This window comes from Marinoscillum luteum (assembly GCF_044005705.1).
Lineage (GTDB): Bacteria > Bacteroidota > Bacteroidia > Cytophagales > Cyclobacteriaceae > Marinoscillum > Marinoscillum luteum.
In genome coordinates, this window is sequence record NZ_JBIPKE010000020.1 from 484,843 (window position 1) to 502,113 (window position 17,271).

Here is a 17,271-nt window from a genome sequence, read left to right on the forward strand (position 1 = left end):
CTTACGAATGGCAGGAAACCAACAATTACCTTTGAAACAAGGGCCTTTCAATGCACATATTCTCTGGCAGCATTGGTCTGTCTTTCCATGCCCCATCCTGATAGCCCTTGCAAACAACAGTAATCCAAGCTACAAGTACCAACCTAATTGATATGAAAAAAAATAGCAATATAAAGTTGCACATCACAATGTTTCTGGCCTTTGCCACTTTGATCCTGTCTTGTGACAAAAAGCAAAACAACCACCTCAAACTGAACGATCAAGAGTACTTCCAAAGTCGTGGGCTTAATGTACTTGTCTACACCAGCTGGTACAATGGGCTCTTCAGTGATGAGAAAAAAAGTGGTATCGAACTGATTCACCATGAAGTGCGAACAGCCACCAACGGCGATGTTCGCCTGGGGCCTACCCCAGAGCAATGGGACCCGATCCCAACGTTCAGGGAACGCAAAGTAGATCATGAAAATGGGACAATTGAAGCATTTCTGCACTATCCGGCGTTCAACTTCGAATACAGCGTGAAAGTAAGTCAGGAAGGCCCTTCTGTAAACATTAGCGTCAACCTTGAATATCCAGTTCCCGAGAAACTGATTGGCAAAGCCGGATTCAACCTGGAGTTTATCCCTCCCGCCTATTTTGAAAAAGGATACCTCATGGATGAAAAGAGTGGCACCTTCCCTCTCTACCCGAGTAGCAGCATGGAAATCAAAAATGGAGTGGTCGATCCTTTGCCACTGGCAACGGGCAGCAGCCTGGTACTTTCACCCGAAGATCCAAAAACCAGGGTAGCCATCAATTCAAGAATGGGCGATCTGGCCCTTTACGATGGACGCGATAAAGCGCAGAATGGGTGGTTTGTAGTAAGATCACTCCTACCAGCGGCTAAAACAGGGAAAGTATTAGAATGGACATTGGAAGCCAACACCATTCCTGGGTGGACCAGACCTCCGGTAATTGGTCATTCACAACAAGGGTATCACCCTGATCAGCCAAAAAAGGCAGTAGTCGAACTGGATAGAAATGACCAGTCCACCTCATCAGCCAAGCTCATCAAAATAGCAGGAGATGGCAGTGAAGAAATCGTCATCGGAAAAGCACTCACTCAGTGGGGCGCCTACCTCCGTTACAATTACGGAACTTTTGACTTCACCGAAATAAAAGAGAACGGCCTGTATGTCATCGAAGCTGGAAACACCCGAACGGAAGCATTCAAAATCTCTGCCGATGTATATGGCACTGCCTGGCAACCTACCCTGGATATTTTCTTTCCAGTACAGATGGATCACATGTTTGTGAACGAAGCCTACAAAGTATGGCATGGAAAATCACACATGGATGATGCTCTTCAAGCACCTGTGGACTGGGTGCACTTTGACCTCTATGCCCAGGGGCCTACTACAGACACTCCATACCAACCAGGTGAGCACATTCCGGGGTTGGACATTGGCGGATGGTATGATGCCGGGGATTTTGACATTCGTACTCAGACCCAGTGCTATGTTGTACAAAACCTTGTCAATACCTGGGAGGCATTCGGTTTGGATCGTGACCAGACCTCTATAGATCAAACCCTACAGTACGTAGACATTCACAAACCTGACGGGAAAGCAGATTTACTGCAGCAAATAGAGCATGGAACCCTGGCATTAATTGCGCAACACCGGGCTGTAGGACATGCCATTCACGGGATAGTGGCCGCCCATCTTTCTCAATATACACACCTGGGTGATGGCGTGACCAAAACAGACAACCTTATCTATACACCCCAGCTGGACAGTTTTAAGACTGACGGTTTCAGAAGTGGCACATTTGATGACAGATGGGCATTTACCAGCCGCACCACTCCGCTCAACTACCGCTCAATAGCCGCCCTGGCTGCCGCCAGTAGGGCACTGAAAGGATATAATGATGCGCTGGCAGATGAGTGCCTCACCACGGCTATCAATGTCTGGAAGGAGGAGCATGCCAAAGAGCCGGATCTTTTTCACCATGGAAATACTACGGGTGGAGCATTAGATGATGAAGAGCTTAAAGCAGCCACCCAATTACTTCTCAGCACACGAGACCCACAGTATGCCAAACGGATTTCGGAACTATGGCCTACCATCGATAGGAATTTTGGACAGCATGCCTCCAGAATAGCTGCAGTACTTCACCTACTGGATGATGACCTTAAAAACAAAATACCACAACGGGTAGCTCAGTACAAAATATGGATGGACTCTATCGAAACTCAGAATCCATACGGTGTTCCGGTAACCACGGGAGGTTGGGCTGGTTCGGGTGCAGTAGTGGGTTTTGGAATCACCGCTTATGATTTACATCAGGCCTTCCCTGATATCATTGGATCTGAATATGTATTTAAAGCACTCAACTATCTATACGGAAATCACCCCGGTTCAGACATCTCGTTGGTATCGGGGGTAGGCACCAAATCCAAGAAAGTAGCTTATGGAAACAACCGTGCAGATTACTCTTTTATAGCCGGGGGTGTAGTCCCCGGAGTGCTGATCTTACCTCCTGATTTTCCTGAAAACAAGGAAGATTGGCCCTTTCTCTGGGGAGAAAATGAGTACGTCGTTTCTGTGGCTTCCGCATATCTCTACCTGGCAAATGCTGCCGACCATTTGTTAAACAAATAGAATCGATACTAAGAATGAAAAGTAAATACACAGCACTGACTGCAGCACTATTAATGAGCTTATCAGTGGGAGCTCAGATTGATGAAAGTTATGAGGTGGCCACATGGCATGGTTTTAAAACCTCCGCAGTGAGCTACACATTTGATGACAACACTAGTAATCAGTTGCCTGTGGCTCTGCCACTATTTGACCAATATGGTTTCAAGGTTACCCTGTATACGGTGACTAACTGGGGTCCTGATTGGACTGCCCTGCAGAAAGCTTCGAATAATGGTCACGAAGTGGCCAGCCACACCATTTCTCATCCCAGCCTCCCGAGTATTAGCGCAGAGGAGCAAGAGGCACAACTACAACAATCACAAAGTACCATAAGATCCAATGTGCAGGGTGCGGAAGTGCTCACCCTTGCTTACCCCAATTGTAACATTGGAGATTTGGCCACCATTGAGAAATACTACATCGCAGGCAGGGTTTGCAGTGGGCAAATCATCTCTGCGAAGCCTGGTGATTACTATAGATTGAGCTCAATGATCGTTGGCTCACAGGGTGAAGTCAACAGTACGTCGGCATTTCAAACGAAAGTAGAATTGGCTAAATCCTCAGGGGGATGGGCGGTCTTTCTCATCCATGGCGTTGACAATGATGGTGGGTACTCACCAGTGGCTTCTTCTGTACTTAGCGAGCATGTAGATTTTATGAATGCCAACAGTGATGATTACTGGATAGGTACATTTGCTGAAGTAGTCAAATACATCAAAGAGCGCGAATCAATAAGTATTTCAGAGTCTGCCATTACGGCTGACTCGCTGAAGGTCACCATTTCTGATGGTCTGGAAGATGCCCTATATAATCAGGCCGTTTCTATCAGACGAAAGCTCCCTGTCAATTGGAGCACCGCCAGCGTATATATAGACGGTGCTGCTATTGAATCAGACGTGCAATCGGAAAATGGCATTTCATATGTGGTATTTGATGCTGTACCAGATCAAGGAGTGATCACAATAGGAAGTGCTGGTGGGCCGGCAATAGCACTGGCCACACCCAATGACATCCCTCCGGTTGCATTTCACCCCAACCCATTCAGCGACACCATACAAATCAAGTCTGGTGGTTCCTTCAAATATTCTATTTATTCCCTAACCGGCCAGCAACTCAGCTCCGGTGAGGGGAATAATTCCATTTTCGTAGGCAAAAGCCTACCTTCAGGCACTTATCTGGTTCGGGTAAACGATCATTCTAGTATCAGTCAATTCAAAATCGTGAAACAATAAGTCATTGATCATGCGCAAAGTATTAAAGTCTCTTCTCCTACCTCTTCTTTTACTCCTTTCACTCTGCACTACCGGACAGCTTCGGCTACCCCGGTTAGTCAGTGATGGGATGATCCTACAAAGAGGAGCTGATGTGAAAATATGGGGATGGGATACTCCCAATCAAGCCATCAATATTGATTTCAGAGACGTTACTTACCTGGCTAAAACCACTCCTGAAGGAACCTGGGAGATAAAGCTCCCCTCACTGGAAGCGGGAGGCCCCTACCAAATGACGATTTCAGGCTCAGAGGTAATCACCCTGGAAGACATCCTCATTGGTGATGTGTGGATATGCTCGGGCCAGTCCAATATGGAACTCACCATGCAAAGAGCCAGTCCCATCTATGCTAAGGAGATTGCTACTGCCGAGAATCCTTTGATCCGACAGTTTAATGTATCCACAAGGTATGATTTCAAAAAACCTCAATCCGACTTTGAGAAGGGTGAGTGGGTGAAAGCCACCCCTGAAACCGTCATGAGTTTTTCTGCTGTCGCCTACTTCTTTGGTCGTGCCCTTTTTGAGAAGTACCAGGTACCGATAGGCCTCATCAATACCAGCCTGGGCGGATCTCCGGCGGAAGCATGGATGAGTGAAAAAACGCTCATGGAGTTTCCAAAGCACTTTGATGAGCTTCAGCGCTTCAAAGACGATGACCTGATCAATGAAATCCAAAACAGTGACAATGAGCGTATCGGCGCATGGTATCGCACCCTCTTGCAAAAAGATGCCGGCAATAAGAATACCCCCTGGAACACTCCTGACCTGAACACCGATGCCTGGCCATCGATGCCCATACCAGGATACTGGGCGGATCAGCCAATAGGCCCTGTCAACGGGGTGGTCTGGTTCAGAAAAGAAATCAACCTCCCACCCTCTATGAAGGATCAACCGGCAAAACTGCTGATGGGCAGAATCATAGATGCTGATTCGGTATTCGTCAATGGAGTATTCGTAGGAACTACCAGCTACCAGTACCCACCTCGCAGATATGAAGTGCCCGCCGGAGTACTCAGGGCTGGTAAAAACATCCTCACTGTGCGGGTGATCAACAGCAGCGGGAAAGGTGGATTTGTACCAGATAAGCCCTACACCCTCACTGTTGGTCATAAGACCATCGACCTGACCGGCGATTGGAAATACCAATTGGGGGCCGAAATGGAACTGCTCGGCCCTCCTACTTTCATTCGGTGGAAGCCGGGTGGCCTGTACAATGGCATGCTCGCGCCGCTTTTTAATTACACCATCAAAGGGGCTATCTGGTATCAGGGTGAGTCCAATGCCAGCCGGGCCAAAGAATACAGAACCCTCTTTCCTGCCATGATTGCCGATTGGCGCACGCAATGGGATCAGGGTGTTTTTCCTTTCCTTTTTGTGCAGCTAGCCAACTACATGGAAACCAAAGCCACCCCAGGCCCCAGCGACTGGGCCATGCTGCGCGAAGCCCAGCTACAGGCTCTATCGGTTCCCAATACTGCCATGGCAGTCATTACCGACATTGGGGAGTGGAACGATATTCACCCGCTCAATAAGAAAGATGTGGGTAACCGGCTGGCCCTGGCCGCAGCGAAACTCGCTTATGGAGATGATCTGGTCCATTCCGGCCCAGTGTATAAAGATTTTCAGATCAAAGGAAATAAGATGATTCTCACTTTTGAACATACTGGCAGCGGGCTCAAAATCAAAGGAGAAGAACTCAAGGGCTTTGCTATTGCGGGGAAGAATCAAAAATTCGTTTGGGCAAAAGCCAAAATAAAAGGTAATCAAATCACCGTCTGGAGTGCTGATATAAAAGAACCGGTGGCCGTACGCTATGCGTGGGCAGACAATCCAGATCAGGCCAACTTATACAATCAGGAGGGCCTGCCAGCTTCTCCTTTCCGTACTGACCAATGGGAGGAATAATCCCTTTTATCACAAAAACCTGAATAGACATGTTCTTTAATCGCCCAACGAATACACTGTACTTACTTTCTCTCCTTCTCATTGGCATGGGCTGTCAACCGCATGCCTCATACGAATTTCCATTTCAAAATCCCGAGCTAACCCTGGAAACCAGAGTGGATGATCTGGTCAGCAGGATGACACTGGAAGAAAAAGTAAGCCAAATGGTAAACGAAGCACCGGCCATTGAGCACCTTGGGATTCCTGAATACAACTGGTGGAACGAAGGACTGCATGGGGTGGCCAGAGCGGGCCTGGCCACGGTATTTCCTCAAGCCATAGGCCTGGGAGCCACCTGGGACGAAAGGCACATGCTGAAAGTAGCTACGGCCATCTCCGATGAGGCACGTGCCAAGCACCACAACTTTGTCAGCCGCGGTAAGAGAAACCTCTATCAAGGGCTAACCCTCTGGTCGCCAAACATCAACATTTTCAGAGATCCCAGATGGGGCCGCGGGCAGGAAACCTATGGAGAAGACCCCTACCTCACAGGCAAAATGGCGGTACAATTCGTCCGTGGGCTGCAGGGCGACGATCCCACTTATCTCAAAACGGTGGCAACCGTCAAGCATTTTGCAGTACACAATGGGCCCGAACCTGAGCGCCATGTCTTCAATACTCAGTCCAACTATCGTGACCTATGGGAGACCTATCTACCTCAATTCGAGATGGCCATTCGTCAGGGCAAAGCCTACTCTGCCATGTGCGCCTACAACCGCTACAATGACGAAGCATGCTGCGGTAGCAGCACACTCATGACCGATATTCTAAGAAATGAAATAGGTTTTGATGGCTACATTGTTTCAGACTGTGGGGCTATTGAAGACATCTTTAAGCATCATCAGCTGGTGGCCACGCCTGAGGAAGCTGCCGCTCTGGCTGTCAAAACCGGTTGTGATCTCAATTGCGGCCTTGGCGAAGCAATATTTCCTTACCTGGTGCAAGCGGTGGAGAAAGGACTGATTGATGAAAATACGATTGACACTTCAGTGAAGCGACTGTTTATGGCCCGTTTCAAACTGGGGATGTTTGATCCTGAGGAAAAAGTGCCCTTCGCCCAGATCCCCTACTCCGTGGTGGATAGCAAAGTACATCAGGCACTGGCCGATGAAACTGCCAGAAAGTCTATGGTGCTGCTGAAAAATGAACAGCAAACCCTCCCCCTCAGCAAGGATTTGAAAAAAGTAGCCGTCATAGGCCCGAATGCCAATCAATGGCTTATGCTCCTGGGCAACTATAATGGTGTACCGTCAGCACCCGTCACCCCATGGGCTGGAATTCAACAAAAACTACCCAATGCAAGTGTCACGTTCGCTCAGGGCTGTGAACTTGCAGAGGGCATGCCGATGTTCTACACCATTCCCGGAGAAAACTTAAATAGCCTTAAGGCTTCTTTTTATAACAACCGCACCCTGCAAGGGGATCCCCTCTACAGTGAGTCATGGGACATGCTGGATGCCAACTGGAATGATCGCGCCCCACGTGAAGACATGGATGATGACAACTTCGGAGTACGTTGGGAAGGGCAGCTTTCTCCGTCCGTTTCAGGGTTCTACCAGCTTGGATTCATAGGCACTATGAATACTCAGCTTTACCTCAACGACAGCCTGGTGGCAAAAACCTCTTACCACTTTCGTGATGAATACGGTGACCCCCGTTTGAGAAAATCAGACCAGATTTGGCTGGAGGCCGAACAATCCTATGATTTGAAGCTGGAAGCCGGAGACTCTTATGCAGATGCCACTGTCCAACTTGTATGGGCCGCACCAAAACCCAACCTGAAAGCGGAAGCCCTGAAAGCAGCACAAGATGCCGAAGTGGTGATTTTGTGTATGGGACTAACCCCCAGAATGGAGGGCGAAGAAATGGACATCCAAATCGAAGGATTCAGGGGTGGTGACCGTACCACGCTTGAGCTTCCACAGACTCAGAAGGATTTGATCAGGTCCATTGAGAAACTGGGCAAGCCCACGGTTCTGATTCTTTTAAACGGCAGTGCACTGGCCATCAACTGGGAAAATGAAAACATACCCGCCATTCTGGAAGCCTGGTATCCGGGCCAATCAACGGGAACTGCGATCGCTGATATTCTATTCGGAGACTACAACCCGGCAGGAAGACTCCCTGTCACCTTTTACAAATCAGCTGATGATCTGCCTCCCTTTGAAGATTACAATATGGCCGGCCATACCTACAGATATTTCCAAGGAGATCCCCTTTACCCGTTTGGGTATGGACTGAGCTATACTTCTTTTGAATATGGAGACCTTACCGTGAGTGAAGGAAATACCACCGACCAGGCCGTCAGCGTGCTGGTGAAAGTAACTAACACAGGTAAAGTTGCGGGAGAAGAAGTGGTTCAGGTTTATCTGTCAAATTTGAGCACCCAATTACCTACTCCGGCGCATTCACTGCAGGGTTTCGAGCGGGTGAGTCTGGAGCCGGGAGAGTCTAAGTTTATCCGATTCGTCCTTCCGCCAGCAGCCTTTCGGGTGATCGATGATCAAAATCAAAAGGTGGTGTTGCCCGGGGAGTATCAACTCTCCGTGGGTGGCGGGCAGCCGGGAGTAACCCTGCAAACCTCCAATATCTTATCAAAAACCATCAATCTGCAGTAAAACGCGGGCAGAACAGGGGTACTTGTTTAAAGAAGAACCTTCACCACCACTTTTTTCACATTGGACGCCACGCCCAAGCTGAGACCTGGCATGTGAATGTCTTGTGGAAAAAAGACCGTGAACATACCGGCAGTCACCTTTATTTTGTAGTCATACTTGCCAAAAAAATAGACATCCTTTTCGCTATTGTACGGCACAGTCGGCTGCTGGTCGCGCAGGGTGTCAATCCCCATCATTTCTTCACCTGCATAAATAAACTGTATATCAGCGTAGCGCTGATGAGCCTCTATCTTACAGTCGGCTTCCTGCTTGCTTTCATATTCCTGCACAGCTACTTTCAGGCGATCGCCATCCAGCTCATACTTGCCGGGAGCCACCTGACTAAAGTCTGTCGAAAGAAGGTGCTCAAACCCCTCTTTAAATCGCTCACCCAATGTGTAATAGCGCTCGCAGTTTGCTAATTGATCAATTATCATAACGAATACTTTGAGAGCGAATTAACGGCATTCGGACCTAAAAGACAAGTTGCTATTGACATCCTTTAGATGATACTAATTACCCTTGGGGAGCTTCTCCTGCAAGCCCTGCAACCAAAGGATCAGCTGAGCTGCTTCCGTGCTGTTATTGGTTTTATCCTCGGTATCGCTCCGCAATGACAGAGGAATGATTTTGTCCTGATAAAAGGCATTAAATCCGTAAGCTCCAAAATCATTGCGATGTTGCTCAATGGTCTCCACGGGACCTTTAGAGGCAGGCCATATTTTGGCAATCTGACTGTCCAACTCGGTTTTGGGAACATGAAAGATCACGCTATCAAACTTGGAGATGTGAGGATCCATTCCTCCGGACAGCCATACTACAGAATCGGCATAGGAACTCACCCGTACATTGCCGGCACCGTCTATGATCCAGTGGCTGTACTGAAAGCCCCAGGCATGGTTGACACCAAAGTATTCAAAATAGGCTTGCTGTTCGTCCTGGTCCTCTTCACATGACCCCATGGCCACAAGCAAAATCATGAAATGTAAGAGTAATCTGGTCATCGCTCACAGTTTTTAATGGCGTGTAAATAAGACACGGGATTCAATAGAAAAGTTATATAGCCAGAAAATGATCTTCAGGCAGGCATTTCTATACTTCGATAAAATACCTTCACTACTCCTCTCTCCTTACCTTGATGGTCCAATAGGTAAGTGAATCGCCTGGAGTAGGAATATACTGATGTGGCACCATGGCTGGTATCATCACAAAATCTCCTGGCAGCAGGCTGCGCTTCGAAGGATTTTGGATCACCCCGCCAAGCCAGTCTCTGATGGGTGCAGCTCCACGTACCCGCTGATCACCAACGATGGAGTCTCCGGTGATCAACACACCACTACCTGAGCGAATAATGGCCACATCATCCCACTGCTCATGAAGCTCTACCTCTCCCGGGCCTGTCCTGAGAATGACCAAAGACGGAGCTCCTTCATTGCTTCTGGACAATACCTCTGAAGCCACCATGACCGAGTCATTTTCTTTAAGGGCCAAAACTAGTTTGGCCTGAAGGAAGTCATCCTGTTCATCCTCAGAATAGAAGGTTACAGAATCCTTGAGAACATCCTTCTCAACAGGAGCAGATGCTTGCTGCTGCGCAGCACCTTCCTTAGATGACTGATCACAGGATATGAAACCCACGGCTAGGGTGAGCATTGAAATGACGATTGAATTTTTCATGAATGAAGAGACTTTTCCATCTATTTACATCAAATCTAAACATAAAGGCACACTCTTCTATCACAACCTACCCCACCGGCTTCATCCGCCAATAAGGGATGTCGCTCCTACGGAGCTACCCTGTGTTCTTAGGGTTCGCGCTGCTCACATCAGACACCGCTGGTGTCTGATCCACAGAAAACACCTTTTGAACCCAGATCAATCTGCTCCATAGGAGCGGAATGCTCTTAGATATAATTCCCAGCCGAATGAGCTGCGTAGCTGCGATATGTCTCAGCAGGGGAAAGAATTCAGAAAGTTACTTCCCAACCACTCCGAGCACCGCTTGATGGGCTGGTTTGGGAGCCAAAGATCTATCGAACAACAGCGGATAGTCTGTTCTACCACGCGCAGGCCAGTTGTTTTTCCAGGATTGTCCATCGTGCACTCCCCACAAAGTAACCCTCGTGATGATGTCTTGATGCTTATGAAACAGCTCGAAAAGGTCCGCATACCGCTGAGCCAAAGCCATCTGGACAGAATCTGGCAACCCATTTTTGTATGGGTTTGCCTCCGCATTATTTTCAAAGCTGGCTGAGAGATCGGCGCCTTCTACATTCCGTGGGTTGGGTAGCACTGTTATGTCCAGCTCGGTGATCATCACCTTTAGTCCTGCATTCCCAATTTTCAGAATACTGGCCTCGATTTCCTCCAAAGTAGGCCTCTCCAGACCCCAATGACCCTGCATCCCTATACCATCTATCCGCAAGCCCTTAGCTTTAATCGCTTTAGCCAGTTGCACGGCCCCATCACATTTCTCAGGACGGTTCATGCTATAATCATTGTAATAAAGTTCAGCTTCAGGGTCGGCCTTGGCTGCATACTCAAAAGCCTTATAAATAAAATCCACTCCTCCGATTTGGTAAAACAGGGACTCCCGAAAAGTACCATCATCATTGAGGGCCTCATTCACCACATCATAGCCTCCAATCTTACCCTGATAGCGGCCCATAATGGCATTGATGTGATCTTTCATCCGACCAAAGAGTGCCGTGCTGTCATTAAGATCATTGTCTTCATCCCGAAAAACCCATTCCGGTGTTTGATTGTGCCAAATAAGCGTATGCCCAACCATGAACTGATCATTTCTATCTGCCATCGCCACTAACTTATCCGTGTACTCGAAGTTGAAAGTATCAAGCTTCGGGTGCACATGCATCCACTTCATAGCATTCTCGGGTGTGAGGCTACTAAACTCATTCCTGATAAGTGTAGATTCGGCAGAATCTTTCTCCAGGATTTGTCCCCAGCCCAGGGCTGCTCCGATATAAAAATCCTCCGCATAGGCGGTACGCAAAGTCGGTCCCACCTTTTTCTCAGTCTGAGCACAGGACATCGTCAGGGTAAAAAACACCCCGGAAATAATCAAAAATTTTAAATCCTTCATTCTCATTATTTTTTCTTTAATTCACCATTTATCAACCTCCAGATATTGAGCGGGTTATGATCCCTCAATGCTAAGGGCAAGGAGGCCTGTGGGAAATCCTGATAACATACCGGCCTCACAAATCTTTTGATGGCCCCTGTCCCTACGGAGGTGGACTGAGGTGCTGTGGTAGCCGGGTAAGGACCTCCGTGGACCATGGCTTGCCCCACCTCAACCCCTGTTGGGTAACCGTTGAATAGTAGTCGTCCCACCTTTCGTTCCAAAATATGAATCAGGTCTTTGTATTCCTCCAGGTCTGCATCGGTACCATGGATTGTGGCGGTCAAATGTCCTTGCATTTTTCTTGCTACCTCCAGCATTTGGTCTTTTCCCTCAGCTATGACACTCAAAGTAGACGGGCCAAACACCTCTTCCTCAAGGCCCGACTGCCCTAAGAAATCAGTCGCTTTTGTTTTGAAAATTTTGGACGGCACCTGGTTTTTACCCTGTCCGGAAATTCCTTCGGAAACTATCTCCACCCCAGGAAAAGATGTCAACCTGTTCACCCCGGCCTCATAGTTATCCTTGATTCCTTCAGATAGCATAGTACCTGAGGCAGTTTTAGAAACCAGGTCTCCCATTGCTTCCAAAAGCTGACTTGTTTCTGTCGATTCATTAGCGATCACCAACCCAGGATTGGTACAAAACTGACCTACCCCCATATTCAATGAGCCAACCAGACCTGAAGCCAGACCTTCACCACGAGCGCTCACGGCTCCTGGTAATAGGAATATCGGATTAGAGCTTCCCATTTCAGCAAAGACGGGAATTGGAGTATTACGCTGATTCGCTGCATCGAAGAGCGCTTTTCCTCCCCGAAAGGAGCCAGTAAATCCAACAGCCGTAATCCTGGGGTGCAACACAATAGCCATTCCGACCTCCACTGAGGTCCCTTGTACCAGAGAGAAAACACCGTCGGGCATACCTGTTTTATTGGCTGCACTCACAATGGCTTGAGCTACCATCTCAGAGGTACCCGGGTGCAACGGATGTGCCTTCACTACCACGGGGCAGCCCGCTGCCAGGGCAGAGGCCGTATCCCCTCCGGCTACAGAAAAGGCCAACGGGAAGTTACTCGCTCCAAAAATGCCCACCGGTCCCAAAGGAACCTGCATCTGCCTGATATCTGGCCGGGGAAGAGGTTGTCTATCGGGGATTGCCGTATCAATGCGCGCATCCACCCACGAGCCCTCACGGACAAGGCTGGCAAACATTTTGAGCTGGTTGGTGGTACGCATCCGCTCTCCGTTCAGGCGTGCGGCGGGAAGAGCAGTCTCTGACATACAGCGTTCGATCAGCTCATCGCCCAAAGCCCAAAGCTCATCCCCAATGGCCTCAAGGAAAAGCGCCCGATCCTCTGAAGACTGCTCTTTATATTCCTGAAAGGCAGCTTCAGCTTTCAATACTGCACTGCCTACTTCAGCTTCTGTAGCTTCATAAAAGCTGATGGGTAACAGGTCTCCGGTAGCCGGATTAACGGCCCGAAAAGTGTTCCTACCCATCCCTGTTCGCTCTGATCCGATAAAATTTTGCCCCGTTAGTATCATGTCTTTTCGGTTGATTATGCTACAAAATTGATGAGGGTGCCGATATGATCGATCGTAATCCTGATCTCATCGCCCTGCTGCAATGTAAATTCGTTAGGTGGTACTATCCCCGTTCCTGTCATAAGGTAGCAACCACTTGGAAAGGAGGTTTCGAGCATTAGATAATGAACAAGGTCTTCAAATTTTCTTTTGATCTGGCTAATTTCTATCTGCCCGTGAAACATCTGCTTATCTCCTCTCAATATCTCCAGGTGGATCTCTGAATCGTCGGCCATAGGATCTTCAGAAACGTAAATACATGGGCCTACAGCAGCAGACTGGTCATAACATTTAGCCTGTGGCAGGTAGAGGGGATTCTCACCTTCTATATCACGAGAACTCATGTCATTGCCCGCTGTATAGCCTATGATCTTCCCTCCTGAACTGACCAAAAGGGTAAGCTCAGGCTCGGGTACATTCCATTTGGAATCCTTTCGGATATTAACTTTCCCCCCAGGACCTGCCGTACGGTAGGGCATGGCCTTCATAAAAAGCTCTGGTCGGTCAGCACTATATACCCTATCATAAAAATCGCCACCCCCGGAATCTTTGGACTCATCCATCCTGGCTTCCCGGCTTTTGTAATAGGTAACTCCCGATGCCCATATTTCCTGACGTCCTATAGGAGCAAGCAATTCATCCTTTAATACTTCAGCATCGTTTATCGGCCTTTTGACCGAAATCCTCTCATTTGCGTAAGCAAAGAGATCATCTCTGTTGATAAACTGATCCCAATCTTCATGAAAGGAATAACACTGCTCATCCTTTTCCACAAGGATGCAAGTTCTTGTTTTATAAATTTTCAAAACTTTCTTATTAGTTAGGTTAAACAAATGCACCAAAGAATACTCATTACCTCAAAAGGTTCTACTCGAACTTTCGCATGTCTATACAAAAAAACTTAACAGCGTGAGCAAAATCATAGCAGAAAGACCAAGAACCGCCGTACCAACACTTTGCAGACGATAGCCCTGACTCACGTTCATTCCGCTCATTTGAGTGACTACCCAAAAAAAACTATCATTGGCATGAGACACTACTGCAGAACCTGCCCCAATAGAGATCACCACCATGGCCTTTTCTATTTCTGTGTCCATACCCAAAACCAACATCAACGGAGCTATAATAGAAGCTGTAGTGGTCAAAGCAACAGTGGATGATCCCTGAGCCGTCTTGATCCCGGCAGCCACCATAAATGGCAGCCAAAGTCCTATTCTGTAATCGGATGCGAAGCTCCCAAGAATTTCACCGATATCTGATGTCTGAAGCATTTTACCAAATGCTCCGCCTGCCCCTGTGATGAGAATGATCACAGAGCCGGTTTTCAACGCGTCGCCTACCCATCCGCCAGTACTCAGCATGTCTTTGTCCAGCTTTTTCGGTAGCAAAAGGGCTAGTAAAACACCTATAAATAGTGCCGTAACCGGATTGCCCAAAAAGAAGATAAAATCAACCAAAATACCGGTTCCAAATGGCTCTGTCGGGTAATCTGCGATAGACCTGAGCACAATGAGCAATATGGGTACCAGTATGGGCAAAAAAGATTTTATGGAAGATGGTGCTTCCGAGATTTTTTGTTGGATTTTCTCTCTGGTCTGCTCTGGCTGTGGGTCTATATAGACCTTTCCGGCATACGCTTTCGAAAAGAAAATAGCCACCACCAGCGCCCCGATACTTGTATAAAGGCCAATCAGAATCACAATCCCCAAATCTGCTCCCACCAAACCAGCTGCAGTGATAGGGCCCGGTGTAGGTGGCACCATAGTGTGGGCGGCTGTAAGACCAAGTGAAAGCGCAATAGCCGTCCCGGCCAAAGACACTCCAGCTTCCTTTGCCAAAGCTCGGTTCAGAGATGAAAGAATGATGAACCCACTATCGGCAAATACAGGAATGGATACGATATACCCGATCACCCCCATGGCGAGGTGTACGCGCTTTTGACCAACCACCCTCAGCACCTGACTGGCCAGGGCATAAGCACCTCCGGATTGCTCTAAAAAAGCACCTATAATAACACCCGAAATAATGATGATCCCGATTTTTCCGATGGTTTCCCCAAAGCCGATATTAATTGTCTGAATAATGGTCTCTGGTGCCATCCCTGAGCAAAAACCAAAAAACAAACAAGCAACCAGTAAGGCCAGAAAAGGATGCAAAGAAAATCTACTAGTCGAAATGACTATAAGTAAAATACTCAGAATAATCAGTACAATAGTCAGCATTATGGAGAGGTTTTAGGGTGATTATTAATGCAAGTCTCTGGTTACTTCCGACCCTGATGAGCCTTTGAGGAAATCAAAATCGCAACCCTTATCGGCTTGCTCCACATGCTGAATGAACATTTTTGTATAGCCCCTTTCAGCCACGGGTTTAGGTTTCACCCAATGCTTTCTCCGCTCTGCCAACTCTTCATCCGACACATGCAGGGTGAGACGCTTACCTTTCACATCAAGTTCTATCAAGTCACCATTCCTCACAAGGGCCAGATTGCCACCAATGGCAGCCTCTGGTGACACGTGTAAAACCACGGTACCATAGGCTGTACCGCTCATACGCCCATCGGAGATTCTTACCATATCCTTCACGCCTTTTCTGAGCAATTTCTCCGGCAGGTCCATATTACCTACCTCCGGCATACCCGGATAACCCACCGGCCCCACACCTTTGAGGATCATCACGGAAGTCTCATCTATTTCAAGCGCCGGGTCATCGATCCTTTGGTGATAATCCTCGATCGTCTCAAAAACAACTGCTTTCCCTTTATGCTGCATAAGTGCCGGAGTAGCTGCCGAGGGTTTGATCATGGCTCCATTTTCGCAAAGGTTCCCTTTCAGTACCACGATTCCCGCGTTCTCCTTGATTGGAGCGTCGACAGTGCCAATGACTTCCCGATCATAGCATGGTGCATTGCGACAATTATCTCCGATTGTTTTTCCATTGGCCGTGATGGCTCCAATATGAATCCGTTCTCTGATCTCATCAATTACTACCGGAAGACCCCCTGCATAGAAAAAGTCTTCCATCAGGTACTTTCCGGAAGGCATGAGATTGACTAACATAGGCATCTGGCTACCCAACCGATCAAAGTCTTCAATATCCAGATCCACGCCGATTCGTCCGGCGATGGCCGTCAGATGGATGGGCATATTAGTGGAGCCTCCTACTGCAGAATTGACTTTGATGGCATTTTCGAAAGCCTCTCTGGTAAGGATTTTAGATAGTTTTAAGTCTTCACGGACCATTTCAACAATCCTATTTCCCGCCAGATGAGCCATTACCTTTTTGCGCGAGTCTACAGCCGGAATGGCTGATGCTCCGGGAAGAGTGAGCCCCAATGCCTCTACCATCACCCCCATAGTGGAGGCTGTGCCCATGGTCATACAATGACCCGCACTTCTGGACATGCAGGACTCAGCTTCTACCATATCCTTTTCTGTGATGGTGCCTTCCTTTAGCCCCTCCGAAAGCTGCCATGTAAGTGTACCTGATCCCACATCCTTACCACGCCACTTACCGTTGAGCATAGGCCCTCCCGGCACCACAATGGTTGGTAAATCAACGCTGGCTGCACCCATAAGGGTAGAGGGGGTAGTCTTATCGCATCCAGTCAAGAGTACGATACCATCTAGTGGGTTGGCCCTGATGGTCTCTTCGACATCCATACTCACCAGATTTCTCCAAAGCATGGTGGTAGGCCTCATAATGGTCTCGCCCAAGGACATGACTGGGAACTCTAGCGGAAAACCTCCGGCTTCATAAATTCCCCGCTTTACGATTTCTGCAAACTCCCTGAGGTGGGCATTACATGGGGTAAGGTCAGACCAAGTATTGCAAATGCCAATGACAGGCTTCCCCCGAAACATATGATCAGGATGACCCTGATTTCTCAACCAGCTGCGGTGGACAAACCCCATTTTATCATCCTTGCCAAACCACTCCTCACTTCGTAGTTTTTCCTTTTTATCGCTCATAAGCGCTCATCTGTTTCG

Annotated in this window: 12 protein-coding genes; 4 read left to right on the forward strand and 8 right to left on the reverse strand. The window is 48.1% G+C overall.

The features are described 5' to 3' along the window. Window positions 1–152: 152 nt before the first annotated feature. The 4 genes from ACHKAR_RS19940 to ACHKAR_RS19955 are packed head-to-tail and all read left to right on the forward strand — an operon-like array spanning window position 153 to window position 8,515. Complete coding sequence (locus tag ACHKAR_RS19940) at window positions 153–2,642, forward strand: glycoside hydrolase family 9 protein (protein WP_395419133.1); 2,490 nt, start codon at window positions 153–155, stop codon at window positions 2,640–2,642. Between the two features lie 14 nt (window positions 2,643–2,656). After that, window positions 2,657–3,913, forward strand: a complete 1,257-nt coding sequence (locus ACHKAR_RS19945; RefSeq protein ID WP_395419134.1) for a polysaccharide deacetylase family protein — start codon at window positions 2,657–2,659, stop codon at window positions 3,911–3,913. Between the two features lie 10 nt (window positions 3,914–3,923). After that, complete coding sequence (locus tag ACHKAR_RS19950) at window positions 3,924–5,858, forward strand: sialate O-acetylesterase (protein WP_395419135.1); 1,935 nt, start codon at window positions 3,924–3,926, stop codon at window positions 5,856–5,858. A gap of 29 nt (window positions 5,859–5,887) precedes the next feature. Then, window positions 5,888–8,515 (forward strand): glycoside hydrolase family 3 C-terminal domain-containing protein, encoded by a 2,628-nt coding sequence (locus ACHKAR_RS19955; RefSeq protein WP_395419136.1) that lies wholly within the window; start codon window positions 5,888–5,890, stop codon window positions 8,513–8,515. Between the two features lie 26 nt (window positions 8,516–8,541). Here the strand turns inward: ACHKAR_RS19955 and ACHKAR_RS19960 are convergent, their stop codons facing one another. The 8 genes from ACHKAR_RS19960 to ACHKAR_RS19995 all read right to left on the reverse strand — a co-directional run bounded on the left by ACHKAR_RS19960 (window position 8,542) and on the right by ACHKAR_RS19995 (window position 17,253). Beyond that, on the reverse strand, window positions 8,542–8,991 hold the full coding sequence (locus ACHKAR_RS19960; protein WP_395419137.1) for a YhcH/YjgK/YiaL family protein: 450 nt from the start codon (window positions 8,989–8,991) through the stop codon (window positions 8,542–8,544). Between the two features lie 75 nt (window positions 8,992–9,066). Continuing rightward, window positions 9,067–9,558 (reverse strand): hypothetical protein, encoded by a 492-nt coding sequence (locus tag ACHKAR_RS19965; protein ID WP_395419138.1) that lies wholly within the window; start codon window positions 9,556–9,558, stop codon window positions 9,067–9,069. A 112-nt stretch (window positions 9,559–9,670) separates the two neighbouring features. Next, window positions 9,671–10,231: a cupin domain-containing protein gene (locus ACHKAR_RS19970; RefSeq protein ID WP_395419139.1), complete on the reverse strand. Its 561-nt coding sequence runs from the start codon at window positions 10,229–10,231 to the stop codon at window positions 9,671–9,673. 298 nt (window positions 10,232–10,529) lie between these two features. Next, window positions 10,530–11,657 carry an endo-1,4-beta-xylanase gene (locus ACHKAR_RS19975; RefSeq protein WP_395419140.1) on the reverse strand — a complete coding sequence of 376 codons (1,128 nt, stop codon included), beginning with the start codon at window positions 11,655–11,657 and terminating at the stop codon, window positions 10,530–10,532. Between the two features lie 5 nt (window positions 11,658–11,662). Next, on the reverse strand, window positions 11,663–13,243 hold the full coding sequence (locus ACHKAR_RS19980; RefSeq protein WP_395419141.1) for an aldehyde dehydrogenase (NADP(+)): 1,581 nt from the start codon (window positions 13,241–13,243) through the stop codon (window positions 11,663–11,665). 14 nt (window positions 13,244–13,257) lie between these two features. Continuing rightward, window positions 13,258–14,088, reverse strand: a complete 831-nt coding sequence (locus ACHKAR_RS19985; RefSeq protein WP_395419142.1) for a fumarylacetoacetate hydrolase family protein — start codon at window positions 14,086–14,088, stop codon at window positions 13,258–13,260. An 81-nt stretch (window positions 14,089–14,169) separates the two neighbouring features. Beyond that, window positions 14,170–15,504 carry a GntP family permease gene (locus ACHKAR_RS19990; protein ID WP_159581704.1) on the reverse strand — a complete coding sequence of 445 codons (1,335 nt, stop codon included), beginning with the start codon at window positions 15,502–15,504 and terminating at the stop codon, window positions 14,170–14,172. A 24-nt stretch (window positions 15,505–15,528) separates the two neighbouring features. Beyond that, window positions 15,529–17,253, reverse strand: coding sequence for an IlvD/Edd family dehydratase (locus ACHKAR_RS19995; protein ID WP_395419143.1), 1,725 nt, complete (start codon window positions 17,251–17,253; stop codon window positions 15,529–15,531). Window positions 17,254–17,271: the final 18 nt, after the last annotated feature.

What these genes read in the sequence shown, in the direction of transcription:
- ACHKAR_RS19995 (WP_395419143.1), bottom strand. Translation starts at nt 17,253, where the DNA reads ATGAGCGATAAAAAGGAAAAACTACGAAGTGAGGAGTGGTTTGGCAAG.
- ACHKAR_RS19960 (WP_395419137.1), bottom strand. Translation starts at nt 8,991, where the DNA reads ATGATAATTGATCAATTAGCAAACTGCGAGCGCTATTACACATTGGGT.
- ACHKAR_RS19950 (WP_395419135.1), top strand. Translation starts at nt 3,924, where the DNA reads ATGCGCAAAGTATTAAAGTCTCTTCTCCTACCTCTTCTTTTACTCCTT.
- ACHKAR_RS19990 (WP_159581704.1), bottom strand. Translation starts at nt 15,504, where the DNA reads ATGCTGACTATTGTACTGATTATTCTGAGTATTTTACTTATAGTCATT.
- ACHKAR_RS19975 (WP_395419140.1), bottom strand. Translation starts at nt 11,657, where the DNA reads ATGAAGGATTTAAAATTTTTGATTATTTCCGGGGTGTTTTTTACCCTG.
- ACHKAR_RS19965 (WP_395419138.1), bottom strand. Translation starts at nt 9,558, where the DNA reads ATGACCAGATTACTCTTACATTTCATGATTTTGCTTGTGGCCATGGGG.
- ACHKAR_RS19940 (WP_395419133.1), top strand. Translation starts at nt 153, where the DNA reads ATGAAAAAAAATAGCAATATAAAGTTGCACATCACAATGTTTCTGGCC.
- ACHKAR_RS19980 (WP_395419141.1), bottom strand. Translation starts at nt 13,243, where the DNA reads ATGATACTAACGGGGCAAAATTTTATCGGATCAGAGCGAACAGGGATG.
- ACHKAR_RS19945 (WP_395419134.1), top strand. Translation starts at nt 2,657, where the DNA reads ATGAAAAGTAAATACACAGCACTGACTGCAGCACTATTAATGAGCTTA.
- ACHKAR_RS19970 (WP_395419139.1), bottom strand. Translation starts at nt 10,231, where the DNA reads ATGAAAAATTCAATCGTCATTTCAATGCTCACCCTAGCCGTGGGTTTC.
- ACHKAR_RS19955 (WP_395419136.1), top strand. Translation starts at nt 5,888, where the DNA reads ATGTTCTTTAATCGCCCAACGAATACACTGTACTTACTTTCTCTCCTT.